Origin of the sequence: Moorena sp. SIOASIH (assembly GCF_010671925.1) — a bacterium.
Lineage (GTDB): Bacteria > Cyanobacteriota > Cyanobacteriia > Cyanobacteriales > Coleofasciculaceae > Moorena.
The window spans coordinates 137,706-155,104 of record NZ_JAAHIH010000010.1 but is presented as its reverse complement, the minus strand read 5'-3'; the positions used below and the strand labels follow the sequence as shown (position 1 = coordinate 155,104).

Genomic DNA, 17,399 nt, shown 5'->3' with positions numbered 1-17,399 from the left:
AACAGTTCATCTCCCCTTGAACAACCATGACTAATAGTTCATCTCCCCTTGAACAACTCCACAATGCCATAAAAAATCAAAACCCTTTTAACAAAGAGCCAGTTGTCAAGAAGCAAAATGTATGGAAAAAAGAATTACCTCACGTTACTTCTATCAATGCTCATGCTTACGATGCTGTTTTTAAGGCAATTGAAGAAGTTCGTAGCGGGCAGCGTCAGGTGATTGGCATTACCATCAAGGCTAACAAAGGGTTAGGCAAAACTCATTTGCTCAGTAGGGTTCGCCATCAACTTCAAGCTGATGGCAGTGCTTGGTTTGTCTACATGACCGATTACAATGACCTTAATCGGATCAAGCCAGAATTTTTGAAAACCCTGGCATTAAGTCTTAAGGAGGTGGGTAGCCAGGGGGTGACTCAGTGGCAAGAGTTAGGAACTGCTTTAGCCAATGAGGCGATGCAAAAAAATTACACATCTGAGCAGTTAGTCAATGTATTTCCCAATGCCTTGGCTAAGAATCCCAGGCTAATTGAACAACTGACTGATAAAGTTCTTGAAATCAAGACCGACATCGACAATCCCTATCTGATCAAAGGTATTTTCTGGACATTATCAAACCAGCATGCTATTTATGCTATTAACTGGCTTTCTGGGAAAAGTTTAGCCCAGAAAAAAGCTGACGAAATGGAGTTACCTAACGATTCGGAAGATGACAAAGATCATTTCGATATAACTTGTCAGATTTTAGACCTAATTAGTGATTACAATCCCTTGGTAGTATGTTTTGATCAATTAGATGGTACAGAATGTGATGATGCAGGGTTTAGCAGAGCACAAGTTATTGCCAGCTTAGCAACAGATTTATACAATAGCCTTAAACGGGGGGTGCTGCTGACGGCTATGTTTCCTGAAACTTGGACACATCAAATTAGAGCATTAGAGTTAAATGATGCAGTTGTTGACAGAATTGGGGAGCGAGAAGTTGAATTAAAGCCTCTAAATTCTGATCAGATAATTGCTCTAGTTTACCTACGGTTAAAAGGGTTTTATGCTGACAATAAACTAACTCCTCCCCAGCCGGTTTATCCCTTTAGCGAAGAAACACTGAAAGAATTAGGGAAACAACGACCAACAGCAAGAGATGTTCTTAAATGGTGTCAAACTAACTGGGGATTACCTAATGGTCAGCAAGTTTCATCCCATAGACCTACTATAAATCCCGTTAGCTCTGCTTATAATAACGAGATCAAAAATATTGACAATATAGACAATGAAGAGTACATGGACGATGACTCTCAGCTCACTAACGCTATTAAGTTTGGCCTCAACCAACTCATAGGACAGATAGTGGCAGGAGTCACAATCGAAAAAATTGAAGCTCCCGTTAAACCAAAAAATAAATACCTCGGCGTCAAGATAGTTGGTAAACAAGAAGGTAATACGGTCAAAATCGGACTAGCAGTGATCCAAGCCTCTTTTGGAAACAGGGTAACGACTGGGTTATCTCATCTTAGGGATTATAAAAAATATGATCTCACCCGTGGTTGTTTAGTCCGCTCTAAACCGATAAGTCCAAATGCCAAGAAGGCTCAAGAGTATTTGAAGAACCTTAAGGCTCAAGGAGGAAAATCGGTAGCGTTGAAAACAGAGGAGGTTAAGCCCTTAATTGCGATTCGCGCTGTTTATGACAGTCGTGAAGACTATGAGTTGAGTGAAGACCAGATTAAAGATTTTATCTCTAACACAAAGCTAGCTATAGATAACCGATTACTGCGAGAAATTTTGAGTGCTCCATCGGGAGAAATTCCTGAAGAGGCAGTGGATGAAGAGGCGTAAAGTTAAAGGATGATTAAGTCAACGAAGTTATATAGCAAAAGGAACGGAGAACAGGGAGTAGGGAGTAGGGAGTAGGGAGTAGGGAGTAGGGAGTAGGGAGTAGGGAGTAGGGAGTAGAGAGTAGGGAGTAGGGAGTAGGGAGTAGGGAAAAGAAAACAAAATTATCACAGTTCCTACACAGATTATTATAGATGGTTTAGTTTTAACTGCTAGAGTTAACAAGACTTACAAAGTTGACGATGCCAGGCAGGAATGAGATTGATTGATAGTAACTGATCTAGATATATACTAATTATTCAGGCATATAATGAGTCAGCAAGATAGAATTTCAATAGCCCTACTTTTACCGGCACCAGATATCGAAGCCTTAATCCAAGGGCGAATGATTGCTGCTATCCCTCAGCTATTTATCAATCCAGGGCGAAAATTTGTCCTATATCCGTCTAATATATCAAATAATATATCAAATAATAATATATCCAGTAATCCCCTGTCTCTTGAGCAGTATTATCGCTCTAGTTTTAGAGAAATAGCCCAAAAAAGTCTAGCGGCAGTGAATGATAAGGAAACTGTTTTGATTAAGGCTTGGGCTAGGTGTGAACTTTGCCAACACCTGAAGAAAACTGAATCCTTGGAGAACTTATCACCGTTAACGGTATGGACAGCAGCAGGATTACAAGGAAGACTTGAGAAACAACAGGGTATTTTCCTGGCTTACTTGCGGGTCTATCAGTTGCCTAAAGTGCTTGAAGTAGCTAGAAATGATACTAGTCAGCCCCTTGGCAAGTTTGTTAGTTTAGGTGATAATATTAGGGTTAGTGACGATTGGCCAGTATTAAGCGATCGCATTTTCTGCCAACGGCGACACCAGCTAGAAAATCGACTCCCGCCACTGTATCCGGAATTGGAAGAATTACAGAGTCAAATCGCTAACCTGGCGATTACTAACCCAGCGGCTGAAGCCCTTGACGAAGAGATCAAAAAATTTATAGGCTGGAGTAGCAACAAGCAGTTAACCTCATCTAATCCAGATTTAGCTTGGATAAATACCATAGCAGCATTAGGAAATCGCAGCAAAGAACTGGATCAAGGTAAAACTAATTATCAAGCTGGAACAGATTTTGAAATTATTGTTCGTGATAGCCTTAAGTTTCTGGGATTTACCATCGACTATGATCACAAAGGTGGTGCTGGTGGCTTAGATTTATTCTGCTCAAAACCTTATCCCTTGGTGGGTGAGTGCAAGGCTGGGAAAAAAATTCCTAACGATACGGCAGTACAACTGTTGAATTTAGGAACGTTACGTTTAAACAATCAAGAACTACTTAAGGAAACTGCTAAGTTAATCATTGGCCCTGGTGAGCCGACTAAACAACTTATGGATGCAGCTATTGTACATGGTATGGCAATTATTAATCCTGACACTCTTGAGAAGCTGGTGAAACTTCAAAGCCAGTATCCCAATTCCGTTGACTTAATTATACTGAAGGATTACTTGATACCTGGTCAAGCTGATCAGGAAGTTGAGAAATATATTAATCATATTTCTGAAAAACTGAAATTGCGATCGCATATTGTCCAGCTGGTGAAAAAGCTGATTGAGGATAGAGATAATCACACGGTGGGAGTAGAGATGATCTATGGAGCCTATAACTTCTCCAATCCACCCCAGTCCTTGACCCAGCCAGAACTACACGAAATATTGATTGAGCTTTCTTCTCCCTTAACTGGCTACTTGGGGCGAATCAAGGACAGGGATAGTAAAAGCGATTGGCTTATGGCCACGCTACGCGATCGCTTTTACTTCCTGCGGGACTTGCCCATGGATTAACTAGCAATTGATTAGTCTAGGGGTTTTCAGTTTGGTGAGGTACATTTTTTTAGGAAGTAGGGAGCAGGGAGCAGGGAACAGGGAGCAGGGAGCAGGGAATAGGCAAGAGGCAAGAGGCACCCACCCCTAACCCCTCCCAGGAGGGGGAGGCAAGAGGCAAGAGGCAAGAGGCATGCTAGACCCACCCCTAACCCCTCCCAGGAGGGGGAGGCAAGAGGCAAGAGGCAAGAGGCAAGAAGTAAAAATCCTGTGTACCTCATTAGGATAGAAAGCGCTATAGTAAAAATCTGCTGGTTTGTGTAACGTTTTATTTCAAGATTCAAAATTTATGGTTGTGACCAATACCTAAAGCGTGATCAAGCTACCATAGAGATAGCCTTGAGCATGGCAAGAATGAGCTACTTTTAATGGCAAAAGATATCTACCACGAAACGGTGAAAACCGCTCTGATCAAAGACGGATGGATGATTACTAACGATCCCCTAGCATTAGCTGTTGGAGAGCGAACCGTTTACGTAGATATGGGTTCGGAGAAACTGTTTGCAGCAGAAAAAGATCGGCGACGTATTGCAGTTGAGGTCAAAAGTTTTATCCGTCCTTCTCCTGTACAAGACCTAGAAAATGCCCTCGGTCAATATGTGCTTTATCGAGGTTTGTTAAAAGAATCCATTATCCATCGAGATCGAACATTATATCTAGCGATTCGCAATGCAGTTTACTTAGATTTTTTTCAAGAGAAAATTGCTCGAATTGCTATTGATAGCAATCAGTTAAATTTGCTAGTTTTTGATGCCAACGGGGAGGAAATCGTGGAATGGATAGATTAGATGAGTATTCCAGATTAATTCGAGAGATTCTAGAGCGTTACGCTCGAATTAGTTACAGTCACGGCGATATCCAAAGTTATGCCATTGCCGATTCTCTAAACAATCATTTTATGCTAATGGTTGTTGGCTGGGATGGCCAACGTCGAGTCCACGGCTGCATTACCCATGTTCAGATTATTGATGGAAAAATCTGGATTCAACGGGATGGTATCGAAGATGGCATCACTGAAGAACTGGTCGCCGCAGGGGTTCCCAAATCAGATATTGTGCTAGGGTTTCACCCACCAGACGTTCGTCCCCATACTGGTTATGCAATCGCGTAGAATGGCCAGAGGCCAATCGCTTTTTTCACTGGTTATCAGCCAGGGGTTATTTCGGACTCACATATCAATCCCCCTTCGTCTTATTTAAAGCAAACTTTGCCCTCTCTGTAATCCCTTGCCCTGTCTTTAAAACAGATGAAGGGATTGAATTTTAATAGTTGACAATTGAATAAATAAAATGCTATTATCAAATATAAATTACTAAATTTAATATCTAAACTATGGCAAATTAGCTAATTAAAAATACTGCTAGTTTTTCATATCCAAACGGTATATAGTAATCAGATTTATCAAAAACTGAAATGGCGATTGGCCTAGGCACGCTACGCGAGCGGATTAGCTTATTGCTAATAGTACATTTGTATTAAATTGTTGCTTCCTAGCTCCTGTTTTCTAATCACCATCCATTTTTGGTCTCAAAATTTTTAGCCAGTCAATTTTTATTAGAACGCCTCACACTGAAAACTCTGTCTCTTTAGAGCGGAGATGAAAGTGCATAGCGACTTTAGTCGCCTTTAATAAAAATATCACTAAACACTTGCTAGTTTGCGCTATTTGTGCTAACATAATATCATAACATAAAAGGTCGAGTTCTGATGATAATAGTAGAGTTTAAAGCATACGGAAAACCCCACCAATATCAAGCAGTAGACGAGGCAATCAGGACAGTCAAGTTCGTGAGAAATAGTTGTCTTCGTCTGTGGATGGACAATAAAGGGTTGAATAAATACGACTTAAACAAGTACTGTAGAATACTAGCCAAGAATTTCCCGTTTGCCAATGAACTAAACTCTACTGCTCGAGAAGCTGCGGCTGAAAGAGCATGGTCATCAGTTTCTCGCTTCTTTGAAAACTGCAAGAAAAAAGTACCTGGGAAGAAAGGCTATCCTCGTTTTCAGAAACACTGTAGGTCGGTTGAGTATAAGCAATCAGGATGGAAGCTTTCTTCTGACAAGAAATCAATTACCTTCAGCGATAAGAAAGGAATCGGGAAACTAAAACTCAAAGGCACTTGGGACTTGTGGCGCTTTGATGAAAAGCTTATCAAACGGGTTCGGATTGTCAAAAGGGCTGATGGTTATTATGTTCAGTTTTGCATTTATGTTGATGTAAGTGAACAGTTGGAGCCAGCAGATGCCACCGTAGGACTGGATGTAGGACTAAAAGAGTTTTATACCGATTCTAGGGGAAATACCGAACCCAATCCCAGATTTTACCGTAAGGGAGAAAAGCGTCTAAAGTTTGATCAGCGTCGAGTATCTCGCAAGAAAAAAGGCTCATCTAACCGTAAGAAAGCCGTTAATAGACTAGGTAGACAGCATCTTAAAATAAGTAGGCAGCGTGAAGAACATGCCAAGAGACTGGCACGTTGCGTAATCCGGTCTAACGACCTGGTCGCCTATGAAGATTTAAGAGTCAAAAATCTGCTAAAAAACCACTGTTTAGCAAAGTCTATTAATGACGCTGGTTGGTATCAATTCAGGAAATGGCTAGAGCACTTTGGGACAAAGTTTGGCAGGATAACTGTTGCAGTAAATCCTGCTTACACAAGTCAAAATTGCTCTGAATGCGGTGAGGTTGTAAAAAAGTCACTATCAACTAGGACTCATGCTTGCAAATGTGGTTGTAAATTAAATCGCGATTCGGCGAAGCCGACGCTACGCGAACACAACGCCGCAGTTAACATTCTTAATCGAGCCTTGGGTACGGTGGGGCACACCGGAACCTGGATTGACCGTAGGTCACGCTACGCGAACGTAGATCCGTTCGCGCAGCGGAGGCCGTAGGCCACGCTACGCGAACGGGTCTCCCGAAACGCTTCAGGAGATTTGGCCTCTACTGTTCTTGGTTCCGACCAGGTTCAGCAAGCTAGATCGTTGAGTGAAGAATCCCCGCGTCTTTAGACCGGGGAGTGTCAAGCATTATTCTTGGGTTAGCAAGTAGTAAGGTAATGTCAACCATCTGCGCCCAAACTTAAGTCAATGCTAAGCCATCGGCACTTTCGAGAGTCTGCATCTTGACCCAAAGTTGCCCCTCAAGACTAAAATCATCTTGAGCGATTGACTTTTTGGCTCCTTGCCCCAATGGTGAAATTGTGAACCCCTTGATGAAGAGCAATGAGTGAATCTGAAAACCCCAATAACCTTCCCCTTCCTGAGTCTACTACCGAAATGGATAACCAGGATACTAAGAAGCCAGATCAACAGCAGACCGACCATAACCCAAAAATGCTCAGCTTCGCACCAGTACCTGATGATTTCACCATAGTATCTGATGATATAGATAATCTTATTGAACAGTCAATACTAGAACAGACTATAGAATCACTCCTTACCACCATGGCATCATCAGTTACAGAAGCCGATACTGATGGCACTGATGATACTGATAACACTGATATTGACACTGAGATAGCTGATGTTTCTGAGCAACAGTTAGCCAAGGATGGTGAATGGTTTGCCTTAGCCCAAAAACTGCGCTTGGACAATCATCGCTTACAGCAGCAAGTGACTCAGCTGCAGCAAGCACTCCAGGAAAAACAGCAGGAGTTAAACGGACAAGCTAAGCAATTGCGAGAGTACGACAAACTCCTGTCCACAAAAGATCTGGAACTCAATACAGTTCAAGACCAATTAACCCGTTTGTTCCACACTCTAGAATCATCCCATCAATCCGGTCAACGCCAGCAAATTTTGGTCGAAACCTTATCAGAACAGTTACAAAGCTCTCAGGATCAAGTTGCCAGACTCGAACAGGACTATTCCCAAACCCAGCAGCGCTACAACGAACAATCTCATCAGCTGGTGCAATTGAAAGATACCTGTCGAGAACTTAGAACCCGTCTATACCGACAACAACAGCAAACCTTGCAATTTAAGGTAGCCTTAGAAAAGTGTCTGGAAATGCCTGCCTCTGAGAGTTCTGTAGTACAACAGCAAGAGAGTCGGAGCATCATTGCTCAGCAATCTCTGCTACAAAAAGCCCAGCCCATTAGACCCTGGTCTGCTGACCCAGAGTTATTTGCAGAAGAATTTATTTTTAACAGTACTGGTAATTCTCCTGCCCAGTCTCAATCTACCACAGAAGCGTTATCGGTTGACAGCAGCCAACCTAACCAAACTGATCCTATATCCCCAGCCGATGCTTCGGCACCAGGGCAAACTCAGGTAATCTCCCCTGAAAATGTGACAGCCAAAGAGATAGAAGTAGCACAACAGTTAATTGAGCAAATGTCTGCCCTGGCAGAGGAATTTGGGTTGTCGGAGTTGCCATCAGAGTCGGCTGATACCAAAGTCGATGGCACATCAGAACTAGAAACCACTAACTCAGATGAATCTGACCAAACCGTTGAATTGACTAGTGACCTTGAGCAAACCAGTAGGTCAGACCATACTCAGACCTTGGAGCCTGAAGCCAATCCATCAAGTCAGGAATTGCCAGAAGATATCATAGAGGCTGAGTCACAGTCAAATCAGACCAATGACGTATTTCCGTCTCAGGGTAAGTCGCCATCACCAGTACTCTATCCCCTACGTCCCTCCAAAGGGCGCAAATCCTTAGCGTCTATTGAATTACCAAGGTTTCCCCGTTATCGCTCTTCTTGAGGTTGACCCATAGATTAGGCTCGATCACACAATAGTTTCACATACTGATATATTAAAGAATTTAAAGTTCTGTAACCTCTGGCGCAAGACTATCAAAACCCTGCGGTAAACTAGCCCTTGATCCTTAAAATTCCCTGTCGTTTGCCTGAAACGCCGACAAGCACGAACCTAGGCAAAGATAATCCTGGTGGAATCATCGGGAATATCCCCAATTTTCCCAAGGAGACAGGTAAGCGGTTTTTCCGCAATGTCCGATAAAAAAATGTAGGAGTTCTTAAATCAATGTCTCATAGCGTTAAAATTTACGATACCTGTATTGGTTGCACCCAATGTGTTCGGGCTTGCCCTCTAGATGTATTGGAGATGGTTCCCTGGGATGGCTGTAAAGCTGGTCAGATTGCCTCTTCTCCTCGTACAGAAGACTGTATTGGTTGCAAGCGATGCGAAACTGCTTGTCCTACTGACTTTTTGAGCGTCCGGGTTTACCTGGGAGCTGAAACAACTCGCAGCATGGGCTTGGCTTACTAAGCATTAACGTAGCAATCTATCCGATGTTGACGGTTGACCGTTGATGGTCAACCGTTGACGGTCAACCGTCAACAAACGACACTCCACTGTTAGCACGGCTATAGTTTGAGTATTATGCTTACTTACTAAACTCAACACTATGTGTGGAATTGTCGGCTATATCGGTCCGCAAATCGCTACAGAAATTTTAATGGCAGGATTAGAGAAACTCGAATATCGAGGCTATGATTCTGCTGGAATTGCTACAGTGTGGGAAGGGGACGTTCATTGTGTGCGTGCTAAGGGAAAATTGCACAATTTGCGGGAAAAACTGGTACAAATCGAAAACCAGGCACGCATTGGCATTGGACACACCCGCTGGGCAACCCATGGTAAACCGGAAGAGTATAATGCTCACCCCCACATGGACATGGCAATGCGGGTGGCAGTGGTACAAAATGGCATTGTTGAAAACTACCGGGAATTGCGGGAGGAATTGATACAGCGGGGACATGAATTCCGCTCCGATACCGATACAGAAGTTATTCCCCATCTAATTGCTGAGTGTTTACAGCAAAATTCTGCTTCTTCCTCTTCTTTCTTCTCTCCTTTCTTAGAAGCAGTGCGGCAAACAGTGAATCGATTAGAGGGAGCTTTTGCCCTAGCTATCCTTTGTGCTGACTATCCTGATGAATTGATTGGAGTGCGGCAACAGGCTCCTTTGATTATTGGGTTTGGTCAAGGGGAATTTTTCTTTGGCTCAGATACCCCAGCATTGTTACCCCATACCAGGGCAGTATTGAACTTAGACAATGGGGAAATCGCACGGTTAACTCCCCTAGGGGCAGAAGTTTACGACTTTGAGGGTCGTCGCTTGAATAAGTTCCCCCGTACCCTCAGTTGGAATCCCTTTCAAGTGGAAAAGCAAGGATTCCGACACTTTATGCTTAAGGAAATTTATGAGCAACCAGGGGTAGTGCGCAACTGTTTCGAGCGGTATCTCAATAGTAATTGGCATCCTAATCCTACAGAGGCAGAGGCAGACCTGGCTAATTCCCCAGTTCAGTTAGGCATACCAGATTCACTGTACGAGGATGTAGAACAGATTCAGATTCTAGCGTGTGGAACCAGTTGGCACGCTAGTTTGGTGGGTAAATATTTGTTGGAGCAGTTGGCAGGAATTCCCACCATGGTGCAGTATGCATCTGAGTTTCGTTATGCACCAGGTCCGTTAACTAAGAATACCCTAACCATTGGGGTAACTCAGTCTGGGGAAACTGCTGATACCTTAGCAGCACTGGAGATGGAAAAACACCGTCGTAGTGGATTAGACCCTATCTATCAGCCCCGACTCCTGGGAATTACGAATCGACCAGAAAGTTCTTTGGCTCAGTTGGTGCCTGATGTGATTGATACCCAGGCAGGGATTGAAATTGGGGTGGCGGCTACTAAAACCTTTGTGACCCAGTTAGTGGCCTTTTATTGTCTAGCGCTAGAGTTAGCTTACCGACGTAATACTCTCGCCCCTGAAAAAATTCAAGCAATTATGGCAGGCTTGCGGCAATTGCCTACTCAGATTGAGCAGATGCTGGAAAGTCAAGAAAAGTATATTGAAGAATTAGCCCATGACTTTGCGGAAACCCAAGACTTTATCTTTGTAGGACGGGGGATTAATTTTCCGATTGCTTTAGAAGGGGCGCTGAAACTTAAGGAAATTAGCTATATTCATGCTGAAGGCTACCCAGCTGGGGAAATGAAGCATGGTCCGATTGCTCTGCTGGATGCTAAGGTGCCTGTGGTTGCGATCGCAATGCCTGGTACTGTCTATGAGAAGGTAATTTCTAATGCTCAGGAAGCTAAAGCCCGGGATGCTCGGTTGATTGGGGTGACACCGAGCAATGGCAAAGAGGCGATGGATATCTTTGATGATTTGTTACCTGTACCAGAGGTGGAGGAGTTGCTTTCACCAATTCTAGCGGTGATTCCGTTACAGTTGTTAGCGTATCACATTGCCGCAAGGCGAGGCTTGGATGTGGATCAGCCCAGGAATTTGGCGAAGTCGGTGACTGTGGAATAGATTTTTTGTTGATTGTTGAACGGTGTTGCTTAAACGCAGGGACTAGTTAGGATTTGTAAATGCGATCGCATTTTGTGTAGGCATTTTGCGATCGCACTCCGCCCCTCAAATTAATCCAATTAGGACTTACCCATCAAGTCGGTAAACTTGAGGAAAAACTATGACCGTTACTATACCCATCAAAGCTATCCAACTCACACCCGGTAGTGCGCTTACTATAAATAACCTTAAATGGCAAGACTTTGAAACAATTCTTGACGAACTTGGGGAAAAGCGACGAGTGCGGCTGACCTACTATCAAGGAAATTTAGAAATCATTTCCCCCCTTGCTATTCACGAAAGACCCCACCGAATTATTGCCGATATTGTTAAAGCCATATTAAACCTACAGGGGCGTGACTGGGAAGACTTTGGTTCAACTACCTTTAAACGTCCTGAAATTGCTGGTGTTGAACCGGATACCTGTCTTTATATTCAGAATGCTCCTCAAATGCGAGGCTGTACTCACATTGACTTAGACATTTATCCACCCCCAGACTTAGCTATAGAATCTGATGTTACTTCAAAAACAACTCTTGAGGTTTATGCAGCTATTGGTGTTCCTGAAGTATGGATTTATAGCAAACAAAAACTTAGAATTTACATCATCAAAGATGGAAATTATCAAGAAACGTCGCTCAGTCCAACCTTTCCCAATTTATCCTTAACTACACAGATTCCTCAACTCGTAGAACAGGCAATTAATCAAGGAACAAGCCGAATGTTACGGGAATTAAAAAGTCAATTTTTTCAATCCAGATAACTTTTACTTCTTGCTAAGCAATTCCATCACACACCTCCCCACCACCCATCCTTTCTATCCGTTACCCACTATTGTCAATTATTCCTCAGGCACACAGGTCCCCACTAAACAAGCTCGATCCAAATTAACACCACTCAAAGAAGCTCCATCCATCTCAGCACAAAGCAAATTCGCTCCACTGAGATTACTACCAGATAGATTAGCTCCACGGAGATCGGCCTCTTCCAGATTTGCTTCAGTTAAGGTTGCCCCTTGTAAATCTGCCTGAGACAAATCGGCTCCCTTCAAATTGGCACTATTAAGATTAGCTCCTCGCAAATCTGCCCCTCGCAAATCCACTCCTTGCAAATTCACCCCCATCAGATTGGCACCACTTAAAAAAGCACCGGTAAAGGAAGCCTGACTCAACTTAGCCCCCATCAAATTAGCGCCTCGGAGATTACCACCCCGCAAATCCGCACCACTCAAATCCGCCTGCATCAAATTAGCACCAAGCAAATTTGCCCGCAAGTCAGCAGATTCCAGTTTGGCACCGATTAAGTTAGCACCATCAAGACGAGCACCATTCAAATTAGAGCCAGAAAAATTCACCCCCACAAGTGTTGCACCAGCAAGATTAATTTTTTCCAATTGGCTACCGGAAAGATCCTCATCTTCCAAATCCGCTCCTGGCAGTTGCTTTACTTTCCCCGCCCGAATTGCTTCAATCTCCATCAACTAGATAACCTTAGCCAATAGGCCACGCTACGCGAACAACTGTTCATCTTTCACCCTACCCTACACCGGACCCCTGGGCAAGAACAACCTTGGCCAAAAGGCCACGCTACGCGAACAACCTTGGCCAAAAGGCCACGCTACGCGAACAACCTTCAACCCTCTAACCTTCAACCCTCTAACCTTCAACCCTCTAACCTTCAACCCTCTAACCTTCAACCCTCTAACCTTCAACCCTCTAACCTTCAACCCTCTAACCTTCAACCCTCTAACCTTCAACCCTCTAACCTTCAACCGTTACTCTTTCCTCAGATAAGGAATCAAGCAACCACATCCCTGAAGCAATTTTAGGCTGATTAGCCTGCAAACTCATACCCTGCTGCATTCCCATCACTATTAGTGCCAGGGTTTCCACCAGTTTAGGGTCAAACGCTTCCCCTGACAATTCCTGACAGCTTCTTAGGGCAACAGATAGAGCATCGTCCTCAGATTCATGGGTATTGAGTTGCTCCTGAAAATAAGCCATCAGCCTTAAAATCCTTGATTCCAAGGGAATGTTATCGTAAGCTAAGCCATCCGGTTGTCCTGAACCATCCCAGGATTCGGTTTGATGGGTAATAATGTTAGCGACAGCCTGCAATCGAGGCATAATCCGTAACACCGATCCCCTCGGAAGAGATTCCTGCTTCTCGATCACGTCTTTCTGAGCAGCTGACTTAGGGGGTAGTTCTATCTTGACCCCCTGCAAGGGGGATAGACGGTGCAAGAGTGCTGCGAGACTTAAACGTTTCAGTTGCCATGCTGGTAAATCCAGCAACTGCCCGATAGTTTCAGACAAGGTTTTTACCTCAGCGCCAGCTTTGGGATTGACCGCATCCGCTTGGTCAATTAGCTGCGCCATACGCAAGAAAGCTTGCATTTCATTAGAAACCAGGTTATCGTCTAACACCTGAGCATGGCTAGGTGAGGTATGGGGCGGTAACTCTTGTTGACCCTTCTGAAGATAGTCCACGACCAGGTTCACCACTGCCCCAATATAGTCTCGTGGCTTGGTGCTGTCGATCATCTGTTGAAGTTGTGCAGTTAAGGTAGCTTGCAAGTCTGGGTTGTAGTTACCAATGTGAGCGATCGCAAACTCCACTGTTTGCCTGACCAAGTCTGGCTCAAATGTCCAGAATCCATAGAATTTGCGCTCTCGGTCTTGCTCTGGCAGTCCTTGAGTGCCATAATCCGACTCAGATAATTCTTGACATAACACCATTGCTGTGTATGTCTCGGAAATAATAATCAAGTGCCACTCTTGAGCTACAGGATCGGAGGACTCTAAACTAACTAGGGCAACATTCGACCGCTGGCTGGTGGGATGTTCAGCAAAGCCAGTATCCGGTGCTGCCATGATCACCACCTGAGATGATTTTACCGCTATATCGCCGTAGCGTTCAGCTTCCTCAAGATACCATTGGCCCCGCTGGAAGGCCGTAATCATTAGTGGAGCACTTTCAGACTCTAGGATAAAGTCTTCTAGGGCATGGCACAGCGACACTAAGGTATTTTTGTAATAAACTCCAAAGCTTAAAGGTTTTTTGGTGCCGCGATGGGCTTGTTCTAGTTTTTGTAAAATTGAACCTGAGCGCATGGTTACTAAAAAATTGTTAATTAAATTTTGTTAATTAAACTTTGTTAATTAAATTTTGCCCTTTCACCTTTCTATTTAATTAAAACCGGTTGTTTTTTCTGGCGTTTATTTGCTACTATTGGGGCACTGAGGGCTGCTTCTAATGGAGCGACTCCTAGTCTTTCTTCAAGGATTTTCATCACTTCACGGCCAAAATCCTTGGAATTTTGCCGCCAAGCTTCCAGACAAACTTCACCAAAGAAAGACCCTAGGGGTTCGGGATTCCATAGGAGTTTCTTGGCTGTCCAGGGCATCAGACTCATGGGATCATAGTCCCGGTTGAGGATAGTTTTGTCGAAGGCGTACTGTTCTAAATGGGTATGGGGTTGTAGACCAATGAAGAAAATGGCTGGTTCGACTTTATCCCTACCAAATATTTGCTCTAGTTCCCGGTGATAGGCAATAGTCTGACGAATGGTGTCAAAGGTTTCATCGATCACATTGAAAGAATAGTTGACGGAAACTAGGTCATTGAAGCCAGCTGCTTTTAAATCACGACAGTTTTGCAGTACGGTGCGTAGGTTATAGCCCATGCGCATTTTCCGCACCAGTTCCTGAGCACCACTGGTAATCCCGATTTCAAAGTAATTCATCCCGGTTTTTACCATCAGGTCGCATAATTCTGGGGTGAGATTGTCTGCCCGAATGTATGCTGCCCAGTTAATGTCACTCATTCCAGCATCAAGGATTTTCTGTAACAGTTCAACGGCATCACCAATGAATTTTTTGGCAGGAATGAACTGAGCATCAGTGAACCAGAACTTGCGGATGCCTCGGTCATAGAGTTGGCGCATTTCTGCGACCACTTCATCTGCCGGGTTAATCCTTACCTGTTTGCCTTCTACAACGGTATAGATACAGTAGCAGCAGTTATGGGGACACCCACGCTTGGTTTGAACTCCAATGTAAAAGTCGTTCTGTTGGAAGTAATAATCAAAGCTCGGCCAGATGCTTTGAATATAGTCGTAGTTGCAAGCAATTTTTTCAATGGGAGTGGGAGATTCATGGATCATGCGATCGCGTGGCTTAGCTTGCCCTACCACATAACAGCGCTGATCATCGAAGTCCTGACCCCGGAGAATTTTCGTGAGTAAGGTTTCCCCTTCTCCAACGGAAACGATAGTTCCAGTTGGCAGTTTATTTTCCAACTGCTCATAGAATACACTAACTGCTCCACCCCCCACAATCAGGCGAGCGCCTGGGTTATATCGTTTAGCCCGTTTGAGTCCTTGTTTGATTAACCCCAAGTTCCCCCACAGTTCCCCATAGTAAGACGCGGCTAAACGCAGACCCCCCAGCGCTCCCCGTAATTTCACCAAGGGATTGCCAGCATAGTAAAACTCAAAGGCATTTTGGAGCGGGTTACCACCCCTACCACCCACTGGAGCATAGATTTGAATGTCGCGCCAGGAAAATACCAACAGGGTTGGTTTAAACTGGTCTATCTCAGTATCCAAGGCCCTGCCAAAGTCTAGAGGAGGTACAGTTCCCAAGTCAAAAATGCGCTGTTCTACACCCGGGAACTGTTTATGAACATGGTCAGCTAAATAAACCACCCCGATCGGAAAGATTGGATTACACGGAAGGCGAACGTATAGTATTTTATTTGCCATTGGTAAATGTTTATAGTAATGATTTTTTGTTATTATAAGTTTTTTTTATCAGGAAGGTTAGTTTAGGTTATTCTTGACCAATTCCGTTCGCGTAGCGTGGCCGAAAGGCCAATCGCGTAGCCTGGCCGAAAGGCCAATCAAGCTCAAGTTTTTCAGCCAGATCTATACCCAGATTTATAGCCAGATTTATTTACCGCCGTTTTCTCTACTTTGAGACTACGGCGGGCAGAACCTACCAAGGGTGGGCAACAATTATGAAATTGGTTTTTACATATCTTAACTTTACCAAAATTAGGGACTTACCTCAAGCGTATGGTAGTTTTGTCTATAGGGATCAAAAATCAGCATAAAGTCATCTAATAGAGTAAAGTCATATAATAGGGTTTATAGAGTGAGCATTATACCTGAATGATGCTGAATATCCCTAAAACAAGCAAATAATCCTAAATAATCCCAATAATCAGCATCATTCAGGTGTTTTGTTGGTGATCGGCTGAGGTAAACTCCAATAATTAGTAGCCATGTTTACAGCTCGCCGGGATCATCAATGCTACCTTGGTGTTTGTAATAAATTAACCTTTTAGAGAATTAATAGATATGACACAAGTTTTTGATCCTATTCCTTCAGATAGCCAAGATTCCCTTCTGTGCTGCTATGTGAACGCAACTAGCCAAATCCAGATTGCTAGAATAACGAATATACCTAACTGGTACTTTGAAAGAGTTGTTTTCCCAGGGCAGCGCTTAGTTTTTGAAGCACCGCCACAGGCTCTTCTAGAAATACATACAGGGATGATGGCAAGTGCCATTCTCTCAGATACTATCCCTTGTGACCGCTTATTGGTTAGCCAAAGTGGTAATGCTTATGGCTATGCTGTTTCCGCCGAATCACCCGAACCTGCTGATATCAAACCACATCCAGAAACAGTTGATAGTCCAAGAGTGTTAGCTGAAAAATTGCCTAGGCTGGTTAGCGCGGTCTAGTTACTATAATCTATACTTTGGGGTTGCTTACAACAGGAGCAACCCCTTTTAGATTGTATGTTCCATCACCCCATCACCCTGTGAATCTCCCTTCTTTTCTCTGGCTCTGGAAAATTGCTGCTTGGTCTATGGGTTTATCCCTCTTTGCCTATGTACTCCTGGCAATCACCGGCAGCATTGTGTTTTCTCAACGTCACTCTGGACGTCCACGACCGACTTGGTTACGCCCTTTGCACTACATCATTGGCTGGATCATGGTCGCTCTAGTCTTGCTCCTGCTGGGGATTGGTTTAGTAGGTACAATCGGCCATTACGGTCATCTAGGCCATTCAGCACACTTAATAGCTGGATGGTCTGTGGTAGCACTGGTATTACTCTCAGCCTTTAGTGCTACCCAAATTAGCCCTCAACAACCATTAGCAAGGGCTGTTCACGTTGCTACTAACATTGCTTTGCTAGTGGGATTTACCTGGGTTTCCCTTACTGGTTGGGAAGTTGTGCAGAAATATATTAGGCATTAGTAATTTGTTAATTGTTAGTTTCGATTTTGAATTTATGGAAAGTTGAAAGTTGAAAGTTGAAAGTTGAAAGTTGAAAGTTGAAAGT

At 43.8% G+C, this 17,399-nt stretch carries 17 protein-coding genes and 1 pseudogene; 13 read left to right on the top strand and 5 right to left on the bottom strand.

What is annotated here, in order from left to right:
- Positions 1 to 26 precede the first annotated feature (26 nt).
- A complete protein-coding gene (locus tag F6J90_RS41470; protein WP_293108199.1) occupies positions 27 to 1,835 on the top strand; it encodes a hypothetical protein in 1,809 nt (602 codons plus the stop codon).
- 27 nt (positions 1,836 to 1,862) lie between these two features.
- On the opposite strand, the gene F6J90_RS41465 is transcribed toward F6J90_RS41470, so the two are convergent.
- Entirely contained in the window at positions 1,863 to 2,003 is a 141-nt protein-coding gene (locus F6J90_RS41465; RefSeq protein WP_293108197.1) for a hypothetical protein, read from the bottom strand.
- A 139-nt stretch (positions 2,004 to 2,142) separates the two neighbouring features.
- On the opposite strand from F6J90_RS41465, the gene F6J90_RS41460 reads away from it, so the two are divergent.
- The gene (locus F6J90_RS41460) at positions 2,143 to 3,666 is read left to right on the top strand and encodes a DUF1802 family protein (RefSeq protein ID WP_293108195.1); all 1,524 of its coding nucleotides are present in this window, start codon (positions 2,143 to 2,145) and stop codon (positions 3,664 to 3,666) included.
- Positions 3,667 to 3,692: 26 nt separating this feature from the next.
- Here F6J90_RS41460 and F6J90_RS41455 read toward each other — a convergent pair whose 3' ends face one another.
- The gene (locus F6J90_RS41455) at positions 3,693 to 3,926 is read right to left on the bottom strand and encodes a hypothetical protein (RefSeq protein ID WP_293108192.1); all 234 of its coding nucleotides are present in this window, start codon (positions 3,924 to 3,926) and stop codon (positions 3,693 to 3,695) included.
- Positions 3,927 to 4,073: 147 nt separating this feature from the next.
- On the opposite strand from F6J90_RS41455, the gene F6J90_RS41450 reads away from it, so the two are divergent.
- From F6J90_RS41450 to F6J90_RS41415, 8 genes and pseudogenes are all read left to right on the top strand, one after another.
- Complete coding sequence (locus tag F6J90_RS41450; protein WP_293108190.1) at positions 4,074 to 4,493, top strand: element excision factor XisH family protein; 420 nt, start codon at positions 4,074 to 4,076, stop codon at positions 4,491 to 4,493.
- Entirely contained in the window at positions 4,481 to 4,816 is a 336-nt protein-coding gene (locus tag F6J90_RS41445) for a XisI protein (protein ID WP_293108187.1), read from the top strand. The genes F6J90_RS41450 and F6J90_RS41445 overlap by 13 nt, the downstream gene beginning before the upstream one ends.
- 596 nt (positions 4,817 to 5,412) lie before the next feature.
- A pseudogene (locus F6J90_RS41440) lies at positions 5,413 to 6,720 on the top strand (transposase).
- A gap of 213 nt (positions 6,721 to 6,933) precedes the next feature.
- Positions 6,934 to 8,421 carry a hypothetical protein gene (locus F6J90_RS41435; protein ID WP_293108185.1) on the top strand — a complete coding sequence of 496 codons (1,488 nt, stop codon included), beginning with the start codon at positions 6,934 to 6,936 and terminating at the stop codon, positions 8,419 to 8,421.
- A 117-nt stretch (positions 8,422 to 8,538) separates the two neighbouring features.
- The gene (locus F6J90_RS41430) at positions 8,539 to 8,679 is read left to right on the top strand and encodes a hypothetical protein (protein ID WP_293108182.1); all 141 of its coding nucleotides are present in this window, start codon (positions 8,539 to 8,541) and stop codon (positions 8,677 to 8,679) included.
- A gap of 24 nt (positions 8,680 to 8,703) precedes the next feature.
- Positions 8,704 to 8,949, top strand: a complete 246-nt coding sequence (gene psaC / locus F6J90_RS41425) for a photosystem I iron-sulfur center protein PsaC (RefSeq protein WP_006616272.1) — start codon at positions 8,704 to 8,706, stop codon at positions 8,947 to 8,949.
- Positions 8,950 to 9,088: 139 nt separating this feature from the next.
- A complete protein-coding gene (glmS, locus tag F6J90_RS41420) occupies positions 9,089 to 11,005 on the top strand; it encodes a glutamine--fructose-6-phosphate transaminase (isomerizing) (protein WP_293108179.1) in 1,917 nt (638 codons plus the stop codon).
- A 160-nt stretch (positions 11,006 to 11,165) separates the two neighbouring features.
- Positions 11,166 to 11,807 (top strand): Uma2 family endonuclease, encoded by a 642-nt coding sequence (locus F6J90_RS41415; protein WP_293108176.1) that lies wholly within the window; start codon positions 11,166 to 11,168, stop codon positions 11,805 to 11,807.
- A 78-nt stretch (positions 11,808 to 11,885) separates the two neighbouring features.
- Here F6J90_RS41415 and F6J90_RS41410 read toward each other — a convergent pair whose 3' ends face one another.
- Positions 11,886 to 12,521 carry a pentapeptide repeat-containing protein gene (locus tag F6J90_RS41410; RefSeq protein ID WP_293108174.1) on the bottom strand — a complete coding sequence of 212 codons (636 nt, stop codon included), beginning with the start codon at positions 12,519 to 12,521 and terminating at the stop codon, positions 11,886 to 11,888.
- Between the two features lie 123 nt (positions 12,522 to 12,644).
- On the opposite strand from F6J90_RS41410, the gene F6J90_RS41405 reads away from it, so the two are divergent.
- Positions 12,645 to 12,872: a hypothetical protein gene (locus tag F6J90_RS41405; protein WP_293108171.1), complete on the top strand. Its 228-nt coding sequence runs from the start codon at positions 12,645 to 12,647 to the stop codon at positions 12,870 to 12,872.
- Here F6J90_RS41405 and F6J90_RS41400 read toward each other — a convergent pair.
- Both F6J90_RS41400 and F6J90_RS41395 read right to left on the bottom strand, forming a co-directional pair.
- Complete coding sequence (locus F6J90_RS41400) at positions 12,805 to 14,157, bottom strand: DICT sensory domain-containing protein (RefSeq protein WP_293108169.1); 1,353 nt, start codon at positions 14,155 to 14,157, stop codon at positions 12,805 to 12,807. The two genes, F6J90_RS41405 and F6J90_RS41400, sit on opposite strands and share 68 nt — an antisense overlap.
- Positions 14,158 to 14,228: 71 nt before the next feature.
- The gene (locus F6J90_RS41395) at positions 14,229 to 15,809 is read right to left on the bottom strand and encodes a photosystem II high light acclimation radical SAM protein (RefSeq protein ID WP_293108166.1); all 1,581 of its coding nucleotides are present in this window, start codon (positions 15,807 to 15,809) and stop codon (positions 14,229 to 14,231) included.
- A gap of 597 nt (positions 15,810 to 16,406) precedes the next feature.
- Here F6J90_RS41395 and F6J90_RS41390 point away from each other — a divergent pair.
- Together F6J90_RS41390 and F6J90_RS41385 are read left to right on the top strand one after the other, a co-directional pair.
- The gene (locus F6J90_RS41390; RefSeq protein ID WP_293108164.1) at positions 16,407 to 16,793 is read left to right on the top strand and encodes a DUF1830 domain-containing protein; all 387 of its coding nucleotides are present in this window, start codon (positions 16,407 to 16,409) and stop codon (positions 16,791 to 16,793) included.
- Between the two features lie 80 nt (positions 16,794 to 16,873).
- Positions 16,874 to 17,314: a DUF4079 domain-containing protein gene (locus F6J90_RS41385; protein ID WP_293108297.1), complete on the top strand. Its 441-nt coding sequence runs from the start codon at positions 16,874 to 16,876 to the stop codon at positions 17,312 to 17,314.
- Positions 17,315 to 17,399: the final 85 nt, after the last annotated feature.